The 14,825-nt window shown below is 72.0% G+C and carries 13 protein-coding genes and 2 pseudogenes; 4 read left to right on the plus strand and 11 right to left on the minus strand.

The features are described 5' to 3' along the window. Positions 1-55 precede the first annotated feature (55 nt). The 9 genes and pseudogenes from pdxA to MF408_RS08990 all read right to left on the minus strand — a co-directional run bounded on the left by pdxA (position 56) and on the right by MF408_RS08990 (position 8,663). On the minus strand, positions 56-1,093 hold the full coding sequence (gene pdxA / locus MF408_RS08950; protein WP_240251075.1) for a 4-hydroxythreonine-4-phosphate dehydrogenase PdxA: 1,038 nt from the start codon (positions 1,091-1,093) through the stop codon (positions 56-58). 19 nt (positions 1,094-1,112) lie between these two features. Continuing rightward, the gene (locus MF408_RS08955) at positions 1,113-1,997 is read right to left on the minus strand and encodes a nucleotide-binding domain containing protein (RefSeq protein WP_240251076.1); all 885 of its coding nucleotides are present in this window, start codon (positions 1,995-1,997) and stop codon (positions 1,113-1,115) included. 437 nt (positions 1,998-2,434) lie between these two features. Further along, positions 2,435-2,614, minus strand: a pseudogene (locus MF408_RS25210) (hypothetical protein); the annotation flags it as partial. Between the two features lie 170 nt (positions 2,615-2,784). Next, positions 2,785-3,921 carry an SLC13 family permease gene (locus MF408_RS08960; protein WP_275693383.1) on the minus strand — a complete coding sequence of 379 codons (1,137 nt, stop codon included), beginning with the start codon at positions 3,919-3,921 and terminating at the stop codon, positions 2,785-2,787. A gap of 138 nt (positions 3,922-4,059) precedes the next feature. Continuing rightward, complete coding sequence (locus MF408_RS08965) at positions 4,060-4,194, minus strand: methionine/alanine import family NSS transporter small subunit (RefSeq protein WP_240251078.1); 135 nt, start codon at positions 4,192-4,194, stop codon at positions 4,060-4,062. After that, positions 4,194-5,567, minus strand: coding sequence for a sodium-dependent transporter (locus MF408_RS08970; RefSeq protein ID WP_240251079.1), 1,374 nt, complete (start codon positions 5,565-5,567; stop codon positions 4,194-4,196). Before MF408_RS08970 ends, MF408_RS08965 begins: the two co-directional genes overlap by 1 nt. A gap of 289 nt (positions 5,568-5,856) precedes the next feature. Continuing rightward, positions 5,857-6,865, minus strand: a pseudogene (gene dmpG / locus MF408_RS26815) (4-hydroxy-2-oxovalerate aldolase). Beyond that, complete coding sequence (locus MF408_RS08985) at positions 6,862-7,815, minus strand: acetaldehyde dehydrogenase (acetylating) (protein ID WP_240251083.1); 954 nt, start codon at positions 7,813-7,815, stop codon at positions 6,862-6,864. The pseudogene dmpG and the gene MF408_RS08985 overlap by 4 nt, the downstream one beginning before the upstream one ends. Then, positions 7,812-8,663, minus strand: a complete 852-nt coding sequence (locus MF408_RS08990; protein ID WP_240251085.1) for a fumarylacetoacetate hydrolase family protein — start codon at positions 8,661-8,663, stop codon at positions 7,812-7,814. The genes MF408_RS08985 and MF408_RS08990 overlap by 4 nt, the downstream gene beginning before the upstream one ends. A 100-nt stretch (positions 8,664-8,763) precedes the next feature. Here MF408_RS08990 and MF408_RS08995 point away from each other — a divergent pair, with 100 nt between their 5' ends. After that, positions 8,764-9,534: an IclR family transcriptional regulator gene (locus MF408_RS08995; protein WP_240251087.1), complete on the plus strand. Its 771-nt coding sequence runs from the start codon at positions 8,764-8,766 to the stop codon at positions 9,532-9,534. A 528-nt stretch (positions 9,535-10,062) separates the two neighbouring features. On the opposite strand, the gene MF408_RS09000 is transcribed toward MF408_RS08995, so the two are convergent. Then, positions 10,063-11,025, minus strand: coding sequence for a tyrosine-type recombinase/integrase (locus MF408_RS09000; protein WP_240251088.1), 963 nt, complete (start codon positions 11,023-11,025; stop codon positions 10,063-10,065). 173 nt (positions 11,026-11,198) lie between these two features. Continuing rightward, on the minus strand, positions 11,199-11,744 hold the full coding sequence (locus MF408_RS09005) for a hypothetical protein (RefSeq protein WP_240251089.1): 546 nt from the start codon (positions 11,742-11,744) through the stop codon (positions 11,199-11,201). A gap of 218 nt (positions 11,745-11,962) precedes the next feature. Here MF408_RS09005 and MF408_RS09010 point away from each other — a divergent pair, with 218 nt between their 5' ends. From MF408_RS09010 to MF408_RS09020, 3 genes are all read left to right on the plus strand, one after another. Next, on the plus strand, positions 11,963-12,163 hold the full coding sequence (locus MF408_RS09010; RefSeq protein WP_240251090.1) for a helix-turn-helix domain-containing protein: 201 nt from the start codon (positions 11,963-11,965) through the stop codon (positions 12,161-12,163). A 236-nt stretch (positions 12,164-12,399) separates the two neighbouring features. Continuing rightward, a complete protein-coding gene (locus MF408_RS09015; RefSeq protein ID WP_240251091.1) occupies positions 12,400-12,546 on the plus strand; it encodes a hypothetical protein in 147 nt (48 codons plus the stop codon). After that, entirely contained in the window at positions 12,543-14,657 is a 2,115-nt protein-coding gene (locus MF408_RS09020) for an AAA family ATPase (protein WP_240251092.1), read from the plus strand. Before MF408_RS09015 ends, MF408_RS09020 begins: the two co-directional genes overlap by 4 nt. Positions 14,658-14,825: the final 168 nt, after the last annotated feature.

Below are 14,825 nucleotides of genomic sequence, written 5' to 3' on the forward strand. Positions count from 1 at the left end.
CGCGCGGCGCAGACCCGCTCCTTCGGACACCGGACTCCATCCCCGCCCCTGGTGGTCAGGAGCCGTACGTCGCCCGGATGTTATCGACGTACGGCGCGTAGTCCACCGCGGCCAGGTAGGCCGACAGCATGGTGCCGTGCCCGGCCTTGCCGGACCCCGCGATGTCGAAGGCGGTGCCGTGGTCGACCGACGTCCGCAGGATCGGCAGCCCGACGGTGACCGAGATGGTGCCGTCGAAGTCGAAGGTCTTGGCCGGGATGTGGCCCTGGTCGTGGAAGTGGGACAGGACCCCGTCGTAGCGGCCGACCAGGCCCTGGTGGAACACCGAGTCGGCGGGGACCGGCCCGACGACGTCGAGCCCCTCGGCCTGCGCTGCCTCGACGGCCGGGGTCAGGTGGACGATCTCGTCGTCGCCGAAGGCGCCGTTCTCACCGCCGTGCGGGTTGATGGCGGCAACGGCCAGGCGCGGGTTCTCCACGCCGAAGACCCGCAGCGCCGTGTGCGCCTTGTGGATCGACTCGCCGACCGACTCCTTGGTGATCTGGTCCAGGGCCTGACGCAACGACACGTGCCGGGTCGTGAAGAAGATCCGCAGGTGGTGGCCGTCCGCCGCGTCGTTGCGGACCACGAACATCGTGTCCTGCTTGGTGACGCCGGTGAGCGCGCCCAGCATCTCGGTGTGGCCGAGGTGCTCGGAGCCCGCGGCCCAGATCGCCTCCTTGTTGATCGGCCCGGTGACGATGCCGGCGACCTCGCGGTCCATGGCCGCCTGGGTGGCGACCTCGATGGACTTCACCGCGGCGAGGCCGGCGCGCTTGTCGACCACTCCCCACTCCGGCAGGTCGTCGCCGAGGACGCCGGTGTCGTAGCAGTCGATGACACCCTCGGCCGGCTCGACGTCGAAGCTGTCGACGACGCGGACCTCGACGTCGAGGCCCATCGCCTGCGCGCCGCGGCGCAGAGCGGCGGGGTCACCGACGGCGACTCCGTGGTGTCCGGCGGCCCCGGCCTGCTCGACGAGGGTCTTGGCGGTGATCTCGGGGCCGATGCCCACGGGGTCGCCGAGGGTCAGGGCGAGTACGTGTCGGGTCATGGTGCGCTCCTCAGAGGTATCAGTGGTGTTCGCGGGACTCGACCGCGGTGACTTGTCGGCGGTGGGCCTCGACCTGGCTGCGCAGGTGGTCGAGGCACGCGATCGTCGTACGCGCGTCCCCGACGAGGCCGCCCTTGGTGACGACCTGCAACCCGTCCCACGGACCCCCGACCAGGGATCCGGCGACGGCCAGCGGCACCACCTCGTCGGCGACCTCGAGCCCGTGCGAACCGAGCTCCGCGAGCAGGGCGGCGGTGACGTCGCCGCCGGTGGTGAAGACGCCGTCCACCGGGTGCGACTCCAACGCGCGGCGAGCGGCGCGGGCGAGCGCGACCGGGATCTGGGTCGCCTCCTCCGGCGACGGGGACCAGAGGTCCGACTCCTCGAGGACGGTCGCCAGCACGACGATGTCGTCCGCTCCGGCATCGTCGAGCGCCTCGTCGAGCAGGCGGGCGGTGGCGTCCACGTCGGGTACGGCGTGCTGGTCGACCGTGCGGAAGGGACGGGCGGGGCGCTCGGCGACGAGCTGCCTCAGTTGCAGCCGGGTGAGCTCGGTGGCCGACCCCGAGAGGACGAGCAGCGGCGCACCAGGCACCTCGTCGGCCAGACCCATCGCCTTCGCGAGCGCCACCGACGCCGGTCCGGGGTCGCTGGTCGTCCACACGGTGTCGGTGCCGGCGGTCGCCGCGACCGCGGCCGTGGCGACGCGGTCGAGGTGCTCGGCGGTCATGGCGTCGACGACGACCACCTCCGCGTCCTCGTCGAGGTGATGTCGGACGAGCCGAGCGAGAGCGTCGGGTTCCCCGGTGACCTCGTCGAGCGTGATCGTCGCGACCTCGAGGCGGCCCCTGCTCGCGTAGCAGGTCGGCCACGTGCGACGTACGGACCGGCGTCCTCGCGTCACGAGCGACCTCGGTGTCCTCGAGCCGGCGCCCGTCGAGCAGCTGCATCCCACCGACCGTCTGGCGGCCCGCCTCGGGGTGCGCCGGCGCGCAGAGCACCACGGTCCGCGAGCCGGTCAGCTCTCCGACGCGCTCGATGATCTCGCGGGTCGTGGCGCCGACGTTGCCGCGCAGGGTGGTGTCGATGCGGTTGGCGACGAGCCGGGCGGGCCAGCCCGCCCTCACCACCCGGCCCACGCGCTCGCGGGCCGCGCCCGGGTCGAGGTGCCGGCTGTCGGTGGTGGCCACGACGACGTCGAACCGCGACACCATCTCCGCCACCACCTCCGCGTGCTCGCCGGCGCTGGCGGTGACGGCGCGGAAGCCCGCTCGGGCGAAGCCGGCAGCAGCGGCGTTGGCCCCCGTCAGGTCGTCGGCGACGACGAGAACGGCGGCCATGTCAGAGCACGGCGCCGGCGATCAGGACCAGCGGCAGCGAGCCGAGCCAGACCGCGGTCGTGATGCCGGACCAGCCACGGAGGGCCGCCGCACCCTCGAGGCCGGTGAAGCGCGTCACGACCCAGAAGTAGGAGTCGTTGAAGTAGCTGAACACCATCGAGCCGGCGCAGCAGGCCAGGGCGGCGGCAAGCGGGGGACAGCCCGAGGCCCGCGACCAGCGGTGCGCTCACGGAGGCCGCGGTGATCATGGCTACCGTGCCGGAGCCCTGGGCCACGCGGACGAGCGACGCGACCAGGAACGGGACGAGCACGCCCGGCATGCTGACGTCGGCGATCGCCTCGGCGAGCGCGTCACCGACGCCCGAGTCGCGGAGCACCTGGCCGAGAGCACCACCGGCGCCGGTGATCAGGATGATGAGCCCCGCCGAGGCAGCGGCGTCGGCCATCCAGCTGTGCACCTGCTTGCGGGGGGGTCCAGCGTGGGAGGAGGACGTAGACCGCGAGCACGACGCCGATGATGAGCGCGACGACCGGGTGGCCGATGAACGCCAGGACCTCGGCCCAGGTGGACGGCGTGTACTCGTCCTCCGGGCCCAGCGCGTCCTGGTTGTTGCGATCGATGGCCGCGCCCACGGTGTTGGCCACGATGAGGAGCAGCGGCACGATCAACGGGAGGGACGCGACACCGACGGACACGGTGTGCGGCTTCCCGCCCGCCGGGGGATCGCCCAGCTGGTGAGCGGGAGCCTCGTCGACGGGGGCCCCGGCCGACTCCGGTCGGTCGACCGCGGTCGTCTCCGGACTCCCGGCGCGCTGTTCTCCGCCGACCGCGACCGTGCCGTAGACATCCTCCCGGACGCGCTCGTCGAGGTCACCCTCCAGCTTGGGGCCGATCCAGGCGGCGTAGAGGACCACGACCGGCAGCAGCAGGAGCGTGAAGACGAGGCCGGCGAGGATGAGCCCGCCGAGGTCCGCGCCCAGGATGCCGGCCACGCCGAGCGGGCCGGGCGTCGGCGGCACCAGGTGGTGCGTCAGCGTCATTCCGCAGCCGAGCGCCAGCGCGATGGTGACGTAGCGACCCCGCAGTCGCCGGGCGATGGAGCGCGCGAGCGGGTTCATGATGACGTAGCCGGAGTCGCAGAACACCGGGATCGACACCACGGCACCGGTGCCGGCCATCGCCCAGTGCTCACGGCCCCGCCCGAGCACCCGGACGAAGGTCTTGGCCAGGGCGTCGGCGGCGCCGGAGACCTCGAGGATCTTGCCGATGGCGACGCCGAGCCCGATCACGATGCCGATCGACGCGAGCGTGTTGCCGAAGCCGGTCGTCATCGAGGTGATCGTCTCCAGCGCCGGCGACCCGGCGACGAAGCCGGTCACGAGAGCCGCGAGCAGCAGCGCCACGAACGCGTCGATGCGCGTGCGGAGCACCAGGAAGATGATCGTTCCGATGCCGAGGACGAGCGCGAGAAGTAGCTGTAGGTCCACCGGGCCTCCCAAGAGCAGGGCCCGTCGCTCGGGCCTCCATCCATCGTGGGAGTGATCGGGGTCACTGTCAAGAGTTCTGCGCAACTTAGTTGCGCATTTTGCGCAGTTAGACCGCGGAGGTGCGTGGGGAACGCACCGTCATAGGTCGCGGTGGACCTCGGCCGACATCGGGATCTTGGGGCTCCGCCGCACCAGGTTGACGACGGCGAGGGCGAGCCCACCCCAGATCACCAGCATCGCCACCACCATCATCACGATCGCCGCACCACTCATCAGCGCACCTCCTCGGTCTCGGAGTCGTCCACGGTCAGCGAGGTCTCTCGTCGCCACGGCACCAGGGGAGCGAGCACGGCGAAGACGATCACCGCGACCGCGGCGCCCCAGCCGAACGTGGCGAGCATCCAGCCCGGGAAGCCGCCGTACGGCTCCTCGATCGCATTGATCAGCTCGCGGATCAGCACGTAGGCCAGTGCGGCCGGGGCCACGATGCTGATGAGCACCTTCCACCAGGTGCCGATCGGCACCGAGCTGTCGACGTTGAGGTGGCTCGCCAGTGACGGCAGCGCCCGGACCACCCAGGCCAGCACCAGCATGCTCACCACGGCGACGACCAGGATGCCGAACTGGTTCATGAAGTAGTCGAGGATGTCGAGCACGTGCAGGCCGGAGGTCATGCCGAAGAGCAGCAGGCTGATCGCCGCGGCCGGCACCGAGACCGCGAGCGTGGCGGCCAGCCTGGTCATCTCGAACTTGTCGCGCACCGCGGAGATGACGACCTCGATCACGCTGACGAGGGACGTGAACCCGGCCAGGACCAGGGAGCCGAAGAACAACACGCCGATCAGGGCGCCGGCCGGTGCCTCGCTGATGATCGTCGGGAAGGCGATGAACGCCAGCCCCACGCCGCTGCCGGCGACCTCGTCCACCTGCGTGCCCGCGGCTTGGGCCATGAAGCCGAGGGCGGCGAAGACGCCGATGCCTGCGAGCAGCTCGAAGCCGGAGTTGGAGAAGCCCACGACGAGACCGGAGCCGGGCATGTCGGTGCGCCGGTGCACGTACGAGGAGTACGTGATCATGATGCCGAAGCCGATCGAGAGCGAGAAGAAGATCTGCCCGTACGCCGCCGCCCACACGCCCGGCTCGGCGAGCGCCCCCCAGTCCGGGCTGAACAACGCGTCGAGGCCGTCGGCGGCCCCCGGCAGGAACAGCGCCCGCACCACGAGGAACCCGAAGGCCAGCACGAGGATCGGGACGAAGACGACCGACGTGCCGCCGATGCCCTTCTGGACGCCGAGCGCCATGACGACGATGAGCGCCAGCCAGACCAGCGCGAGCGGGACCATCACGCCGGCGACCGCGTCGAGCTGGACGCCGGCCTCACCGACCTGGAGGAACTCGCCGGTGAAGAACCCCTCGGGGTCGTCGCCCCATGCCTTGTCGACGGAGAACAGCGTGTAGCGCACCGCCCATGCCAGCACCGCGGCGTAGTAGACCGCGATGAAGAAGCAGATGCCCACCTGCCACCAGCCGAGCCCCTCCGTCCAGCGACTCTGGCGCGCGAAGGAGAGCGGCGCCGATCCGCGATTGCGGTGGCCGAGCGCGTAGTCGAGGAAGAGGAACGGGATCCCTGCGGTGAGAAGCGCCACGAGGTAGGGGCAGGATGAACGCCCCGCCGCCGTTCTCGTAGGCGATGTAGGGGAACCGCCAGATGTTGCCGAGCCCGACGGCCGATCCGATGGCCGCCAGGATGAAGACCCGGCGGGAGCTGAAGGCGCCGCGTCTGTGCGCAGGTGCCGTGGTGACGTCGTTGTCCACGAGGATCCCTCCTGCCTGAGAAGCTGATCGCCCGTCGACTCTAGTGCGATCCGGCCGCTGGACGCAGGGGCACACCCCCGGGAGCGCGTGAGGAACGGCGCCCGGCCCCCTGAGCCGGGATCAAGCCGCCGTCATGCTGAGCGCGATGTCGACGATCATGTCCTCCTGCCCGCCCACCAGTCCGCGTCGACCGCACTCCATGAGGATCTCCCGTACGTCGACGTCGTACTGCTCGGCGGCGCGCTCGGCGTGCCGCAGGAACGACGAGTAGACGCCGCCGTAGCCGAGGGTGAGCGTCTCGCGGTCGACCCGGACCGGGCGGTCCTGGAGCGGTCGGACGATGTCGTCGGCCGCGTCCTGCAGGGCGAAGAGGTCGCACCGGTGCTCGAACCCGGAGAGGTTCGCGACCGCGACGAACGCCTCGATCGGACAGTTGCCCGCGCCGGCGCCGTGGCCGGCCAGGGACGCGTCGACCCGACGTACGCCGTTCTCGACGGCAACCACGGAGTTGGCGACCGAGAGCGAGAGATTCTCGTGGGCGTGGATGCCGATCTCGGTGGCGTCGTCGAGGACGTCGCGGTAGGCGCGGACCCTGGCGGCGACGTCGTTCATCGTGAGTCGCCCGCCGGAGTCGGTGACGTAGACGCAGTGCGCGCCGTAGGACTCCATCAGCGTGGCCTGCTGGGCGAGCTGCTCGGGCTCGGCCATGTGGGGAGAGCATCAGGAACCCGGAGACGTCCATGCCGAGCTCGCGAGCGGCCGCGATGTGCTGGGCGGAGATGTCGGCCTCGGTGCAGTGGGTGGCGACCCGGACCGACCGGACGCCGAGGTCGTAGGCGGTCTCGAGCTCGCGGATCGTGCCCACACCGGGCAGCAGCAGCGTGGTCAGCCGGGCGTTCTCGATGACCTCGGCTGCGGCCTCGATCCAGGCCCAGTCGCTGTGCGACCCGGGACCGTAGTTCACGGAGCCACCGGCCAGCCCGTCCCCGTGGGCGACCTCGATGGCGTCGACGCCCGCGGCGTCGAGGGCGGCCACGATGCGCTTCACGTCGGCGGGGTCCATGCGGTGCCGGACCGCGTGCATGCCGTCGCGCAGCGTGACGTCCTGGACGAAGACCGGGATGCTCATGCGGTGGCCTCCTGGCCTCGGGACGCGGCGATGCGTTCGGCGACCTGGAGGGCGGCCGAGGTCATGATGTCCAGGTTGCCGGCGTACGCCGGGAGGTAGTGTGCGGCGCCCTCGACCTCGAGGAAGACCGAGACCTGGTGCGTGGGTCGGGCATCGCCGTCGACCAGCAGGGTCTCCACCGGCTGGTCCTCGGGGATCTCGGCGACCTGGACCCGCTGCTTGAGCCGGTACCCGGGCACGTAGGCGGCCACGTCGGCCACCATCTTCTCCACCGAGACGCGGATCTGCTCGTGAGCGTCCTCCTCCGGCGCGGTCACCAGGCAGAAGACGGTGTCCCGCATGATCAGCGGCGGCTCGGCGGGGTTGAGGATGATCACCGCCTTGCCACGTCTGGCGCCGCCGACCTCCACGATGGCCCGCGACGTCGTCTCGGTGAACTCGTCGATGTTCGCCCGGGTCCCTGGACCGGCCGAGCGCGACGAGATCGAGGCGACGATCTCGGCGTACGCCACCGGCACCACCCGCGCCACCGCCGCGACCACGGGGATCGTGGCCTGGCCGCCGCAGGTCACCATGTTGACGTTCGGCGCCTCCAGGTGCGCGTCGAGATTGACCGCGGGCACGACGTACGGCCCGATCGCGGCGGGCGTCAGGTCGATCAACCGCTTGCCGAACGGTGCCAGCCGCGAGCTGTTGGCCAGGTGCGCCCCGGCGGAGGTGGCATCGAAGACGATCCCGATGTCCTCGAAGCCCTCCATCGCGACGAGTCCGTCGACGCCCTCGGCGATCGAGGGAACACCCAGCCGGGCCGCGCGGGCGAGCCCGTCGGAGTCCGGGTCGATCCCGACCATCGCGCCCATCTCCACGTGGCGGGCGGTGCGGAGCACCTTGATCATCAGGTCGGTGCCGATGTTGCCCGACCCGATGATCGCGACCTTCGTCCTGCTCATCCGAGTCCCTCCTCGTCGGTGAACCGGGCGGTCACGGTGCCGAGCCCGGAGATGGTGGCGCTCACGACGGCGCCAGGGTGGACCGGGCGCATGGGCCCGAGGGCGCCGGACAGCACCACCTGGCCGGCACGAAGTGGCTCGCCGAACCGGCGCGCCTGGTGGGCAAGCCACGCGACGGCGCGGAGCGGGTCGCCGAGGCACGCCGCGCCGTTGCCGGTGGAAGCCTCTTCGCCGTCGATGGTCATCGTCATGTCGACCGCGACCGGCTCCACGTCGGCGAGCGTGAGGCGCTCGTCGCCCAGCACGTAGAGACCGGCGGACGCGTTGTCGGCGACGGTGTCGCCGAAGCTGATGTCCCAGCCCGCGATCCGGCTGTCGACGATCTCCAGCGACGCCACGACCTCCCCGACGGCGCCGCGGACCTGCGCGTCGTCGAGCGGGCCGTCGGCGAGGTCCTCGGACAACAGGAACGCGACCTCGGCCTCCGCCCGGGGCTGGATCAGCCGGCCGATCGGGATCGTCGCGCCGTCTGCGTATCCCATGTCGTCGAAGAGCACCCCGAAGTCGGGCTGGTCCACGCCGAGCTGGGCCTGCACGGCCGCGGAGGTGGCGCCGATCTTCCGGCCCACCACGCGAGCACCGCGCGCCAGTCGGGCTTCGTTGAACCGCTGCTGCACGAGATAGGCGGCGGCCACGTCGTCGGCGCCGATCAGGTCGCGCACCGGCGCACAGGGCCGGCCGGTCAGGTGCGCCGCCAGCAGACGGTCGCCGGCCGCGACCACCGCGGCGGGCGCCACGCCCGTGGTCGGCGGCGCCTGCCCGGCCGACGCGACGTCGTACTCCGCCATCACTCGCCTCCTCGATCTCTGGGAGAGCAGCGTGCGTCGGCCGACCGCGGACCGACCAGCGCGACGTCTCGCTCAGCGATACGGTGGAGCGGGAGGTGCGATGTCGGACGACCAGGGCCTGGACACGGTGCTCGGCAAGGCGATGCGGATCCTCCACGCGTTCGCTCCCGACGACCACGAGGTCACGCTCGCCGAGCTGGTGCGGCGCAGCGGCCTGCACAAGGCCACGACCCACCGCCTGGCGGGCGAGCTGGTGCGGCACCGGCTGCTCGACCGCACCGAGGGTGGCTACCGGCTCAGCGGCGGGCTGTTCGAGCTCGGCATGCGCGCGTCGGTCGAGCGCAGCCTGCTCGAGCTCGCGATGCCGTTCCTCCAGGATCTCTACGAGCGCACCCACGAGACGGTTCACCTCGGCGTCCGCGAGGGTCACCACGTGGTCTACGTCGCCAAGATCGGCGGCCACCGCCAGGCCCGGGCTCCCTCGCGCACCGGGGGTCGGATGTCGCTCCACTGCACCGGGATCGGCAAGGCGCTGCTCGCCCACTCCAACCCCCGGCTCCGGGCCGAGGTCCTGGCCGGTCCGCTGCCGCGGCGTACGCCGCACACGATCGTCGCCCCCGGCCTGCTGGAGCGCCAGCTGCGCGCCGCCGTCGAGGAAGGGGTCGCGTTCGAGCGCGAAGAGTCCGCCCTCGGCATCGCCTGCGTCGCCGCGCCCGTGCTGCTCGACGGACACGAGCTCGCCGCCGCCATCAGCGTCACCGGCCCGACGACGAGGTTCCGGCCCGAGCAGCACGCCGCGGCCGTCCGCGCCGCCGCGGCCGGCCTCGCCAGCACGATCGAGCGGAGGCGGGCGGTGAGCGGGGGCAGCTGAGCTCGCCCAGGTGTGCGTCGGAGTCGCGGCGACGTCGAGGACTCCGGGGAGGCGAGCCCCCGGACCCTTCGATCTCGGTCGACAGGGGGTCGACCCTCGCCGGGCACGTTGTCGCGCCGTCCCCGGACGCCACAGAGCCCCGACCCTCTCGGGCCGGGGGCTCCGTGGTGCTTCTGTCGGTCAGCGGTCTCCCGCCACCACGTGCGCGAGGGGGGAGTTGAACCCCCACGCCCTCTCGGGCACACGGACCTGAACCGTCTCGGGCCTTGGCTGCGCTAGTTCCGCTACGTGTCGCTCACTTGCTCTCAGTTGCCGTTTCCGCAGGTCAGGCGGCACATCCGGCCGCCCCGGCGTTGCGGTCGGTTTCGATCGGCTCCCCGACCGTTGCTCTCGTTTCGTGTCCACGTCGTGTCCACCTCAGACCGCCGACTCGGCGACGACGTAGAGCGCGCTTTGGTCGCCGCCGCCGCGAGGCTGTCGTCATCCGGTACGGCGTGGCTGTAGGTGCTCCACGTGATCGCCGGGTCCTCATGGCCGAGCACGCGGGCGACGGTGGAGACAGGCACCCCGCGCCGGAGCATCTGCGTCGCGGCGAAGTGGCGGCATCCGTGAAGCCCCCACGCGAGGCAGCCCGGCGCGCTCGCTCGCGGCACTGAACCGCTTCGTCAGCCGGTCGGGGTGCACGGGCTGGCCATCCGACTCGGTGAACACGTGCCCAGTGTCGGTCCACGTGCCGGGCTCGGCTGCCAGGGCCGCCGCCCGCTGGTCGCGGCGGTGAGCACGGAGCGCCGTAACGGTGGACGGGCCGAGCGGCACCGTGCGCGCCGCCGCGTCCGTCTTGCCCGTCGTGCTGACCGCCGTACCCCGTACGGCCGTTGTCGAGCGGCGGACCCGGAGAGTTCCCCCGTCAAGGTCCACGTCCCGCCAGAGCAATCCGGCCAGCTCACCGCGCCGGAGTCCCGTCGCCAGGGCAAGCGACCAGAGCACCCGGAGCGGGTCCTCAGCGACGGAGGCAAGGAACGCCCGCGCCTGCGCGTCGGTCCAGTAGTCGCCTTCCGACACGCGGCGCGTGTCCTTGGTCCGCTTCGGCAGTGCCTCACGCGCCCGGGGGTCGTCGGCCGGGTTGACCGCGAGCGCACCGGACGCGACAGCCCGCGCGAGCACCGCCCGCAGTGCGCCGTGCACGTGCTGCACCGACTTGGGCGCGAGGCCGGAATGATTCTCGGGGCGGCACCCGTGCTCGGCGCAGGTGACACCGGCCGTCCGGCACTTGCCCGCCCGCTTGCCGTGCCGCCGCAGGTCCAGATACAGCCGCTCGACGTGCTCCGGCCGCAGGTCCGACACCCGCACCGCGCCGAGGTACGGGTAGACGTGCGTCTCAAGTGCGGTCGTCCAGTTGTCCAGCGACGTGGCCCGCTTGTCCTGCGCGCGCTTGAGGTCCAGCCATGCGGCGCACGCGTCACGGAGGCTCTGGCCCGACCGGACCGACACGCGGCCCCGGTCCTGTTCTGCGAGCACGTGGCGCAGGAACGCCGATGCCTCGCGCTTGGTCCGGAATCCCCGCTTGGACCGCTGGCGGCGCTGACCGCTCGATCCGTCTGGCAGGTCCCACCTCACCCGCCACAACGCGCCAGAGGTAGTCCGGTACTGCTCTACCGATCCGTTCACTTGCCTTCCTTCTCTCTGTTGGCCCGGCGGCCCTCGCCGCCGGAAGTCTTGTTGCCGCGCCCTGTCGTCGCCGCTGGGATGAGACCGGCGTCCCGCGCTGCGCGGGTCCACTTGTCCACGGCAAACGGAGTCACGCCGTAACGCTCGGCGAGTGCCTGACGGCGCGTCCTGCGCTTGCCCTCCCTGACCTCGGTCGCGGGGGTGTTGAGCCATGCCTCGGCAAACTCACCGGCGCTCGGAGCCTCACCGGACACGCGGACCTCCGGCTCGTGATCTGCCATCCCGAGCGCATCAGTCAGTGCAAGGCCTTGGGCGTTGGCGGTGTCCAACTGACGGAGGTAGCCCGTCGCCACGTCACGCAGGTAGCCCAACGGGATCACTCGTAGTGCCTCCTGAGTGACCTCTCCAAGCACGGTCAGCGACGTGATGCGGTCGCCGTCGGTCGTCACCTCCCACGTCCAGCCGCGAGGGTCCTTGACACGGACGACCGGCTCGGAGTCGCCCCGCCGGAATGGCTGGCCCTCCGGACTCCACTCGATCACCGGGCGCATGTAGCCGCGTACGGTCCACCGTTCGTAGCTCCGCGTTGCCACGGTCACCCCTTCCTCTCGCGGCCGTCACAGAGCCCGCTGCACGCCGCTCCTGACCGCCTTTGCCCAAGCTTCTTCACGTGTACAAACTACCACCCTTGTTCTTTGCCTGCCAGCGTTTAAGGCTTGGAGGCGAACCGAGAGAAACCGAGCGCGACGAGGACACGCCCATGACCGCGACAGCACCGGAGACCGAACGGCCCGACCTACTCACCGCCAACGATGTGGCGGCGTACCTGCGCGTGCCGCTTCACACCGTCTACCGGCTGCACCGGTCCGGCCGTCTGCGCGGGATGCCGGTCACCGCGAAGAACCTGCGTTGGCGGCGCGCCGACGTAGACGCGTACCTGTCGGCCCTGGCCGCCCACTGACCAAAGTCGAAGCGGCCCCGCCCGGGCGAGGGCGAGGCCGCGAGAGCCGGAAAGGGGCTCAACATGACGACCGTAACTCAGACCATGACCGCCCAGCGCCGCCAGACGTTCGGCGACTGGGGCGGCCCCTGCATGACCGCCTACTCGGCCGGGGGCCGCTGGTGGCGGCTGCACCTTGAGCGCTGCGCGGAGTGCCGGGCGGTTCAGGCTCGGTGGGACCGCGAGGCGGGGTCGGCATGACCACCGCGCCCGACCCCGAGGTCGAGGTGATCCGAGAGGCAGTCGCCGAGGTGGCCGAGAGCGAGGAACCGCTCCGGGACGCGCTGGACGACGCACGGGAGGCCGACCTCGACACGATGAGACGGGCGGGGATCGACTCATGACCGATCGGCCACAGACGACACAGTTAGCCGCTGGCAATACGGCCGGGCTCTCCGGATTGGAGGGCTCGGCCGTGTCTTTCCGGCTCGACCCGAGCGAGCACCCCGACCCGCTGCTGACGGCCGCCTCGGTGGCGGGCAACGGCTGGCCGGTGCTGGCGATCCGGCCCGGGAGCAAGGCACCGCTTCACCACGGAGCGGGCGACAATCACCGCGACGCGTGGCTGACGACGCCCGCCGCCGTGGTCGGTGTGGCCGAGGACTACGCCGGGACGTGCTGGGAGTGCTCGTGCCCCGGATTCGCTGCGGTGACCGGCCAACTCGGGCGCGGGTTGGCCATTGAGCTGGCGCTGGTGTGTCTCGACCACGACGGGGGCGACCTCGCGGAGCTGCTGGCTGAAGCCGGGCCGGAGGCCGAGGAATGGGCCGCCGAGACGCTGCGGGTCCAGCGGTGCGACGAGCGCGCCCACCTCTGGGGAACACTGCCCGCCGCCGATGTGCCGCCGACCGGCCGCCTCGCCGATGGGCTGGAATGGCGCGGGCTCGGCGGCTACGTCCTGCTGCCCGGGTCGCTGCACCCGTCGGGGAGCCGCTACACGATCACCGCCGGACGGGTGGAGTTCACCGGGGGCCACGCGCCCGCCGGAGCGATCTACCGGGGAGTGACCGACCCGGACGACGACGGCGCGGCATGCGTCGCGTGGGCGTACCCGCTGCCCGTTCCGGAGTCGCTGCTCGCCGTCGTGGCGCGGCGGCTCGACGGCCCGGCCGACGAGCGGCCCGTGTTGCGGCTGCTGACCGGCGGCGCTGGCGACCTCTCGCCCGGGGCCGCCCGGATGCGGCTCGGCGGGGTGCTCTCCTGGCTCGGCGGCGCGGAGGTGGGCGAGCGAAACGACCGGCTCAACAAGGCCGCCGGGCTGGCGGCCGGGCTGCTGGCCCGGGTGCCCGAGCGCGAGCGCGTGGGCGAGCTTGCGCCGGAGGTGTGGCGGCAGGCCGTGGCCGACGCCGGGGTGATGCTGGGGCTCGACCGACGCGAGGCAGAGCGGACCACGGCCAGCGGCTGGCGCTGGGGCACCGACCACCCGGCCGAGGACCGCGAGCCCGAACCGCCCGCCGTCGTGGTGCTCGACGACGCCGACACCGTGCGCGAGCGCTTCCCGGTGCTCGACCTCGCGGCGCTGGTGGACCCTGACCGGCCGGTGCGTCGCTGGCTGTGGGCCGATGTGGTGCCCGAGGGCGATCACGTGTCGATCGTGGCCCCGGCGGGTGCTGGCAAGTCGCTGCTGGTGCTCGCGCTGGCCGTGGCCGCCGTGCGCGGCGCGGAGACGTTCGCGGGTCGGGCGCTCAGCCTCGCGGGCCGCGTGTTCTACGTGGACATGGAGAACAGCGCCGATGACTGGTCGGAGCGGCTGACCGACCTCGGCGTGACACCGGAGAACGTAGGCGACCTGTCGCGGCTGCTCGTGTTCCATCTGCCCCGGCTGCGCGGGCTCGACACCGAGGCCGGGGCGCGCGACCTGCTGGCCCTGCTCGACGCGTACGACGCCCGAGTTGGTGACGTGCTGGTGCTCGACTCGACCCAGCGCGTGACCGAGGGCGACGAGAACAGCAACGACACGTTGCGACGGCTCTACGTCCACACCTCTGCGGAGGTGAAGCGGCGCGGGCTGACCGTCATCCGCACCGACAACACCGGATGGGACCGCACGCGCGAGCGCGGCGCGAGCAACAAGCGCGATGACGTGGGCTACTCCTGGCTGCTCACCCCCGACGAGCGCGAGCCCGGAGTGTTCACGCTGACCGAGGGCAAGCGCCGGGGCCGCCCCGGCACCGTGGGCGGGCCGCTGACGATCCGGCGTCACATGGTGGGCGGGTTGCTGCGCTTCGACCAGGCGCGCTCGCCGTTCGGCGAGACGCTGGCGCACGCCCGCGCGCTGCTCGCCGAGTTGGGCGTGCCGGAGTCGGCCGGGTTGAACAAGGCATGGGCCGCCGTGCGCGAGGCCAAGGCCGAGCACGGCGACGGACCACGGTTCGCAGGCATGACCCGGGCCGTGATCGAGCGCGCCCAGAGCGAGCGCGGACGGTCGGTGGAGGTGGTCGCCGATGACGACTGAGGCCATCCCGAGGGCTCGGGATGGGCATTCCGGACGGGCGACCGTCTCGGGCTATCCCGGTCAGCTCCGGAGGGGCCGGGATGGGTCGCCGGCCCGGCCACGTCTGCCCTGGTCAGCGGCGGGTTTCGCCCATCCCGTCGCGCTTGGGATGGGTCGGGATGCCGACCG

Source organism: Nocardioides sp. TF02-7 (assembly GCF_022437945.1).
Taxonomy (GTDB): Bacteria; Actinomycetota; Actinomycetes; order Propionibacteriales; family Nocardioidaceae; genus Nocardioides.

Bases quoted from the DNA above. Each gene is read 5' to 3' on its own strand.
- pdxA (WP_240251075.1), bottom strand. From the start codon at position 1,093: ATGACCCGACACGTACTCGCCCTGACCCTCGGCGACCCCGTGGGCATC.
- MF408_RS08965 (WP_240251078.1), bottom strand. From the start codon at position 4,194: ATGAGTGGTGCGGCGATCGTGATGATGGTGGTGGCGATGCTGGTGATC.
- MF408_RS08985 (WP_240251083.1), bottom strand. From the start codon at position 7,815: ATGAGCAGGACGAAGGTCGCGATCATCGGGTCGGGCAACATCGGCACC.
- MF408_RS08990 (WP_240251085.1), bottom strand. From the start codon at position 8,663: ATGGCGGAGTACGACGTCGCGTCGGCCGGGCAGGCGCCGCCGACCACG.
- MF408_RS08995 (WP_240251087.1), top strand. From the start codon at position 8,764: ATGTCGGACGACCAGGGCCTGGACACGGTGCTCGGCAAGGCGATGCGG.
- MF408_RS09010 (WP_240251090.1), top strand. From the start codon at position 11,963: ATGACCGCGACAGCACCGGAGACCGAACGGCCCGACCTACTCACCGCC.
- MF408_RS09015 (WP_240251091.1), top strand. From the start codon at position 12,400: ATGACCACCGCGCCCGACCCCGAGGTCGAGGTGATCCGAGAGGCAGTC.
- MF408_RS09020 (WP_240251092.1), top strand. From the start codon at position 12,543: ATGACCGATCGGCCACAGACGACACAGTTAGCCGCTGGCAATACGGCC.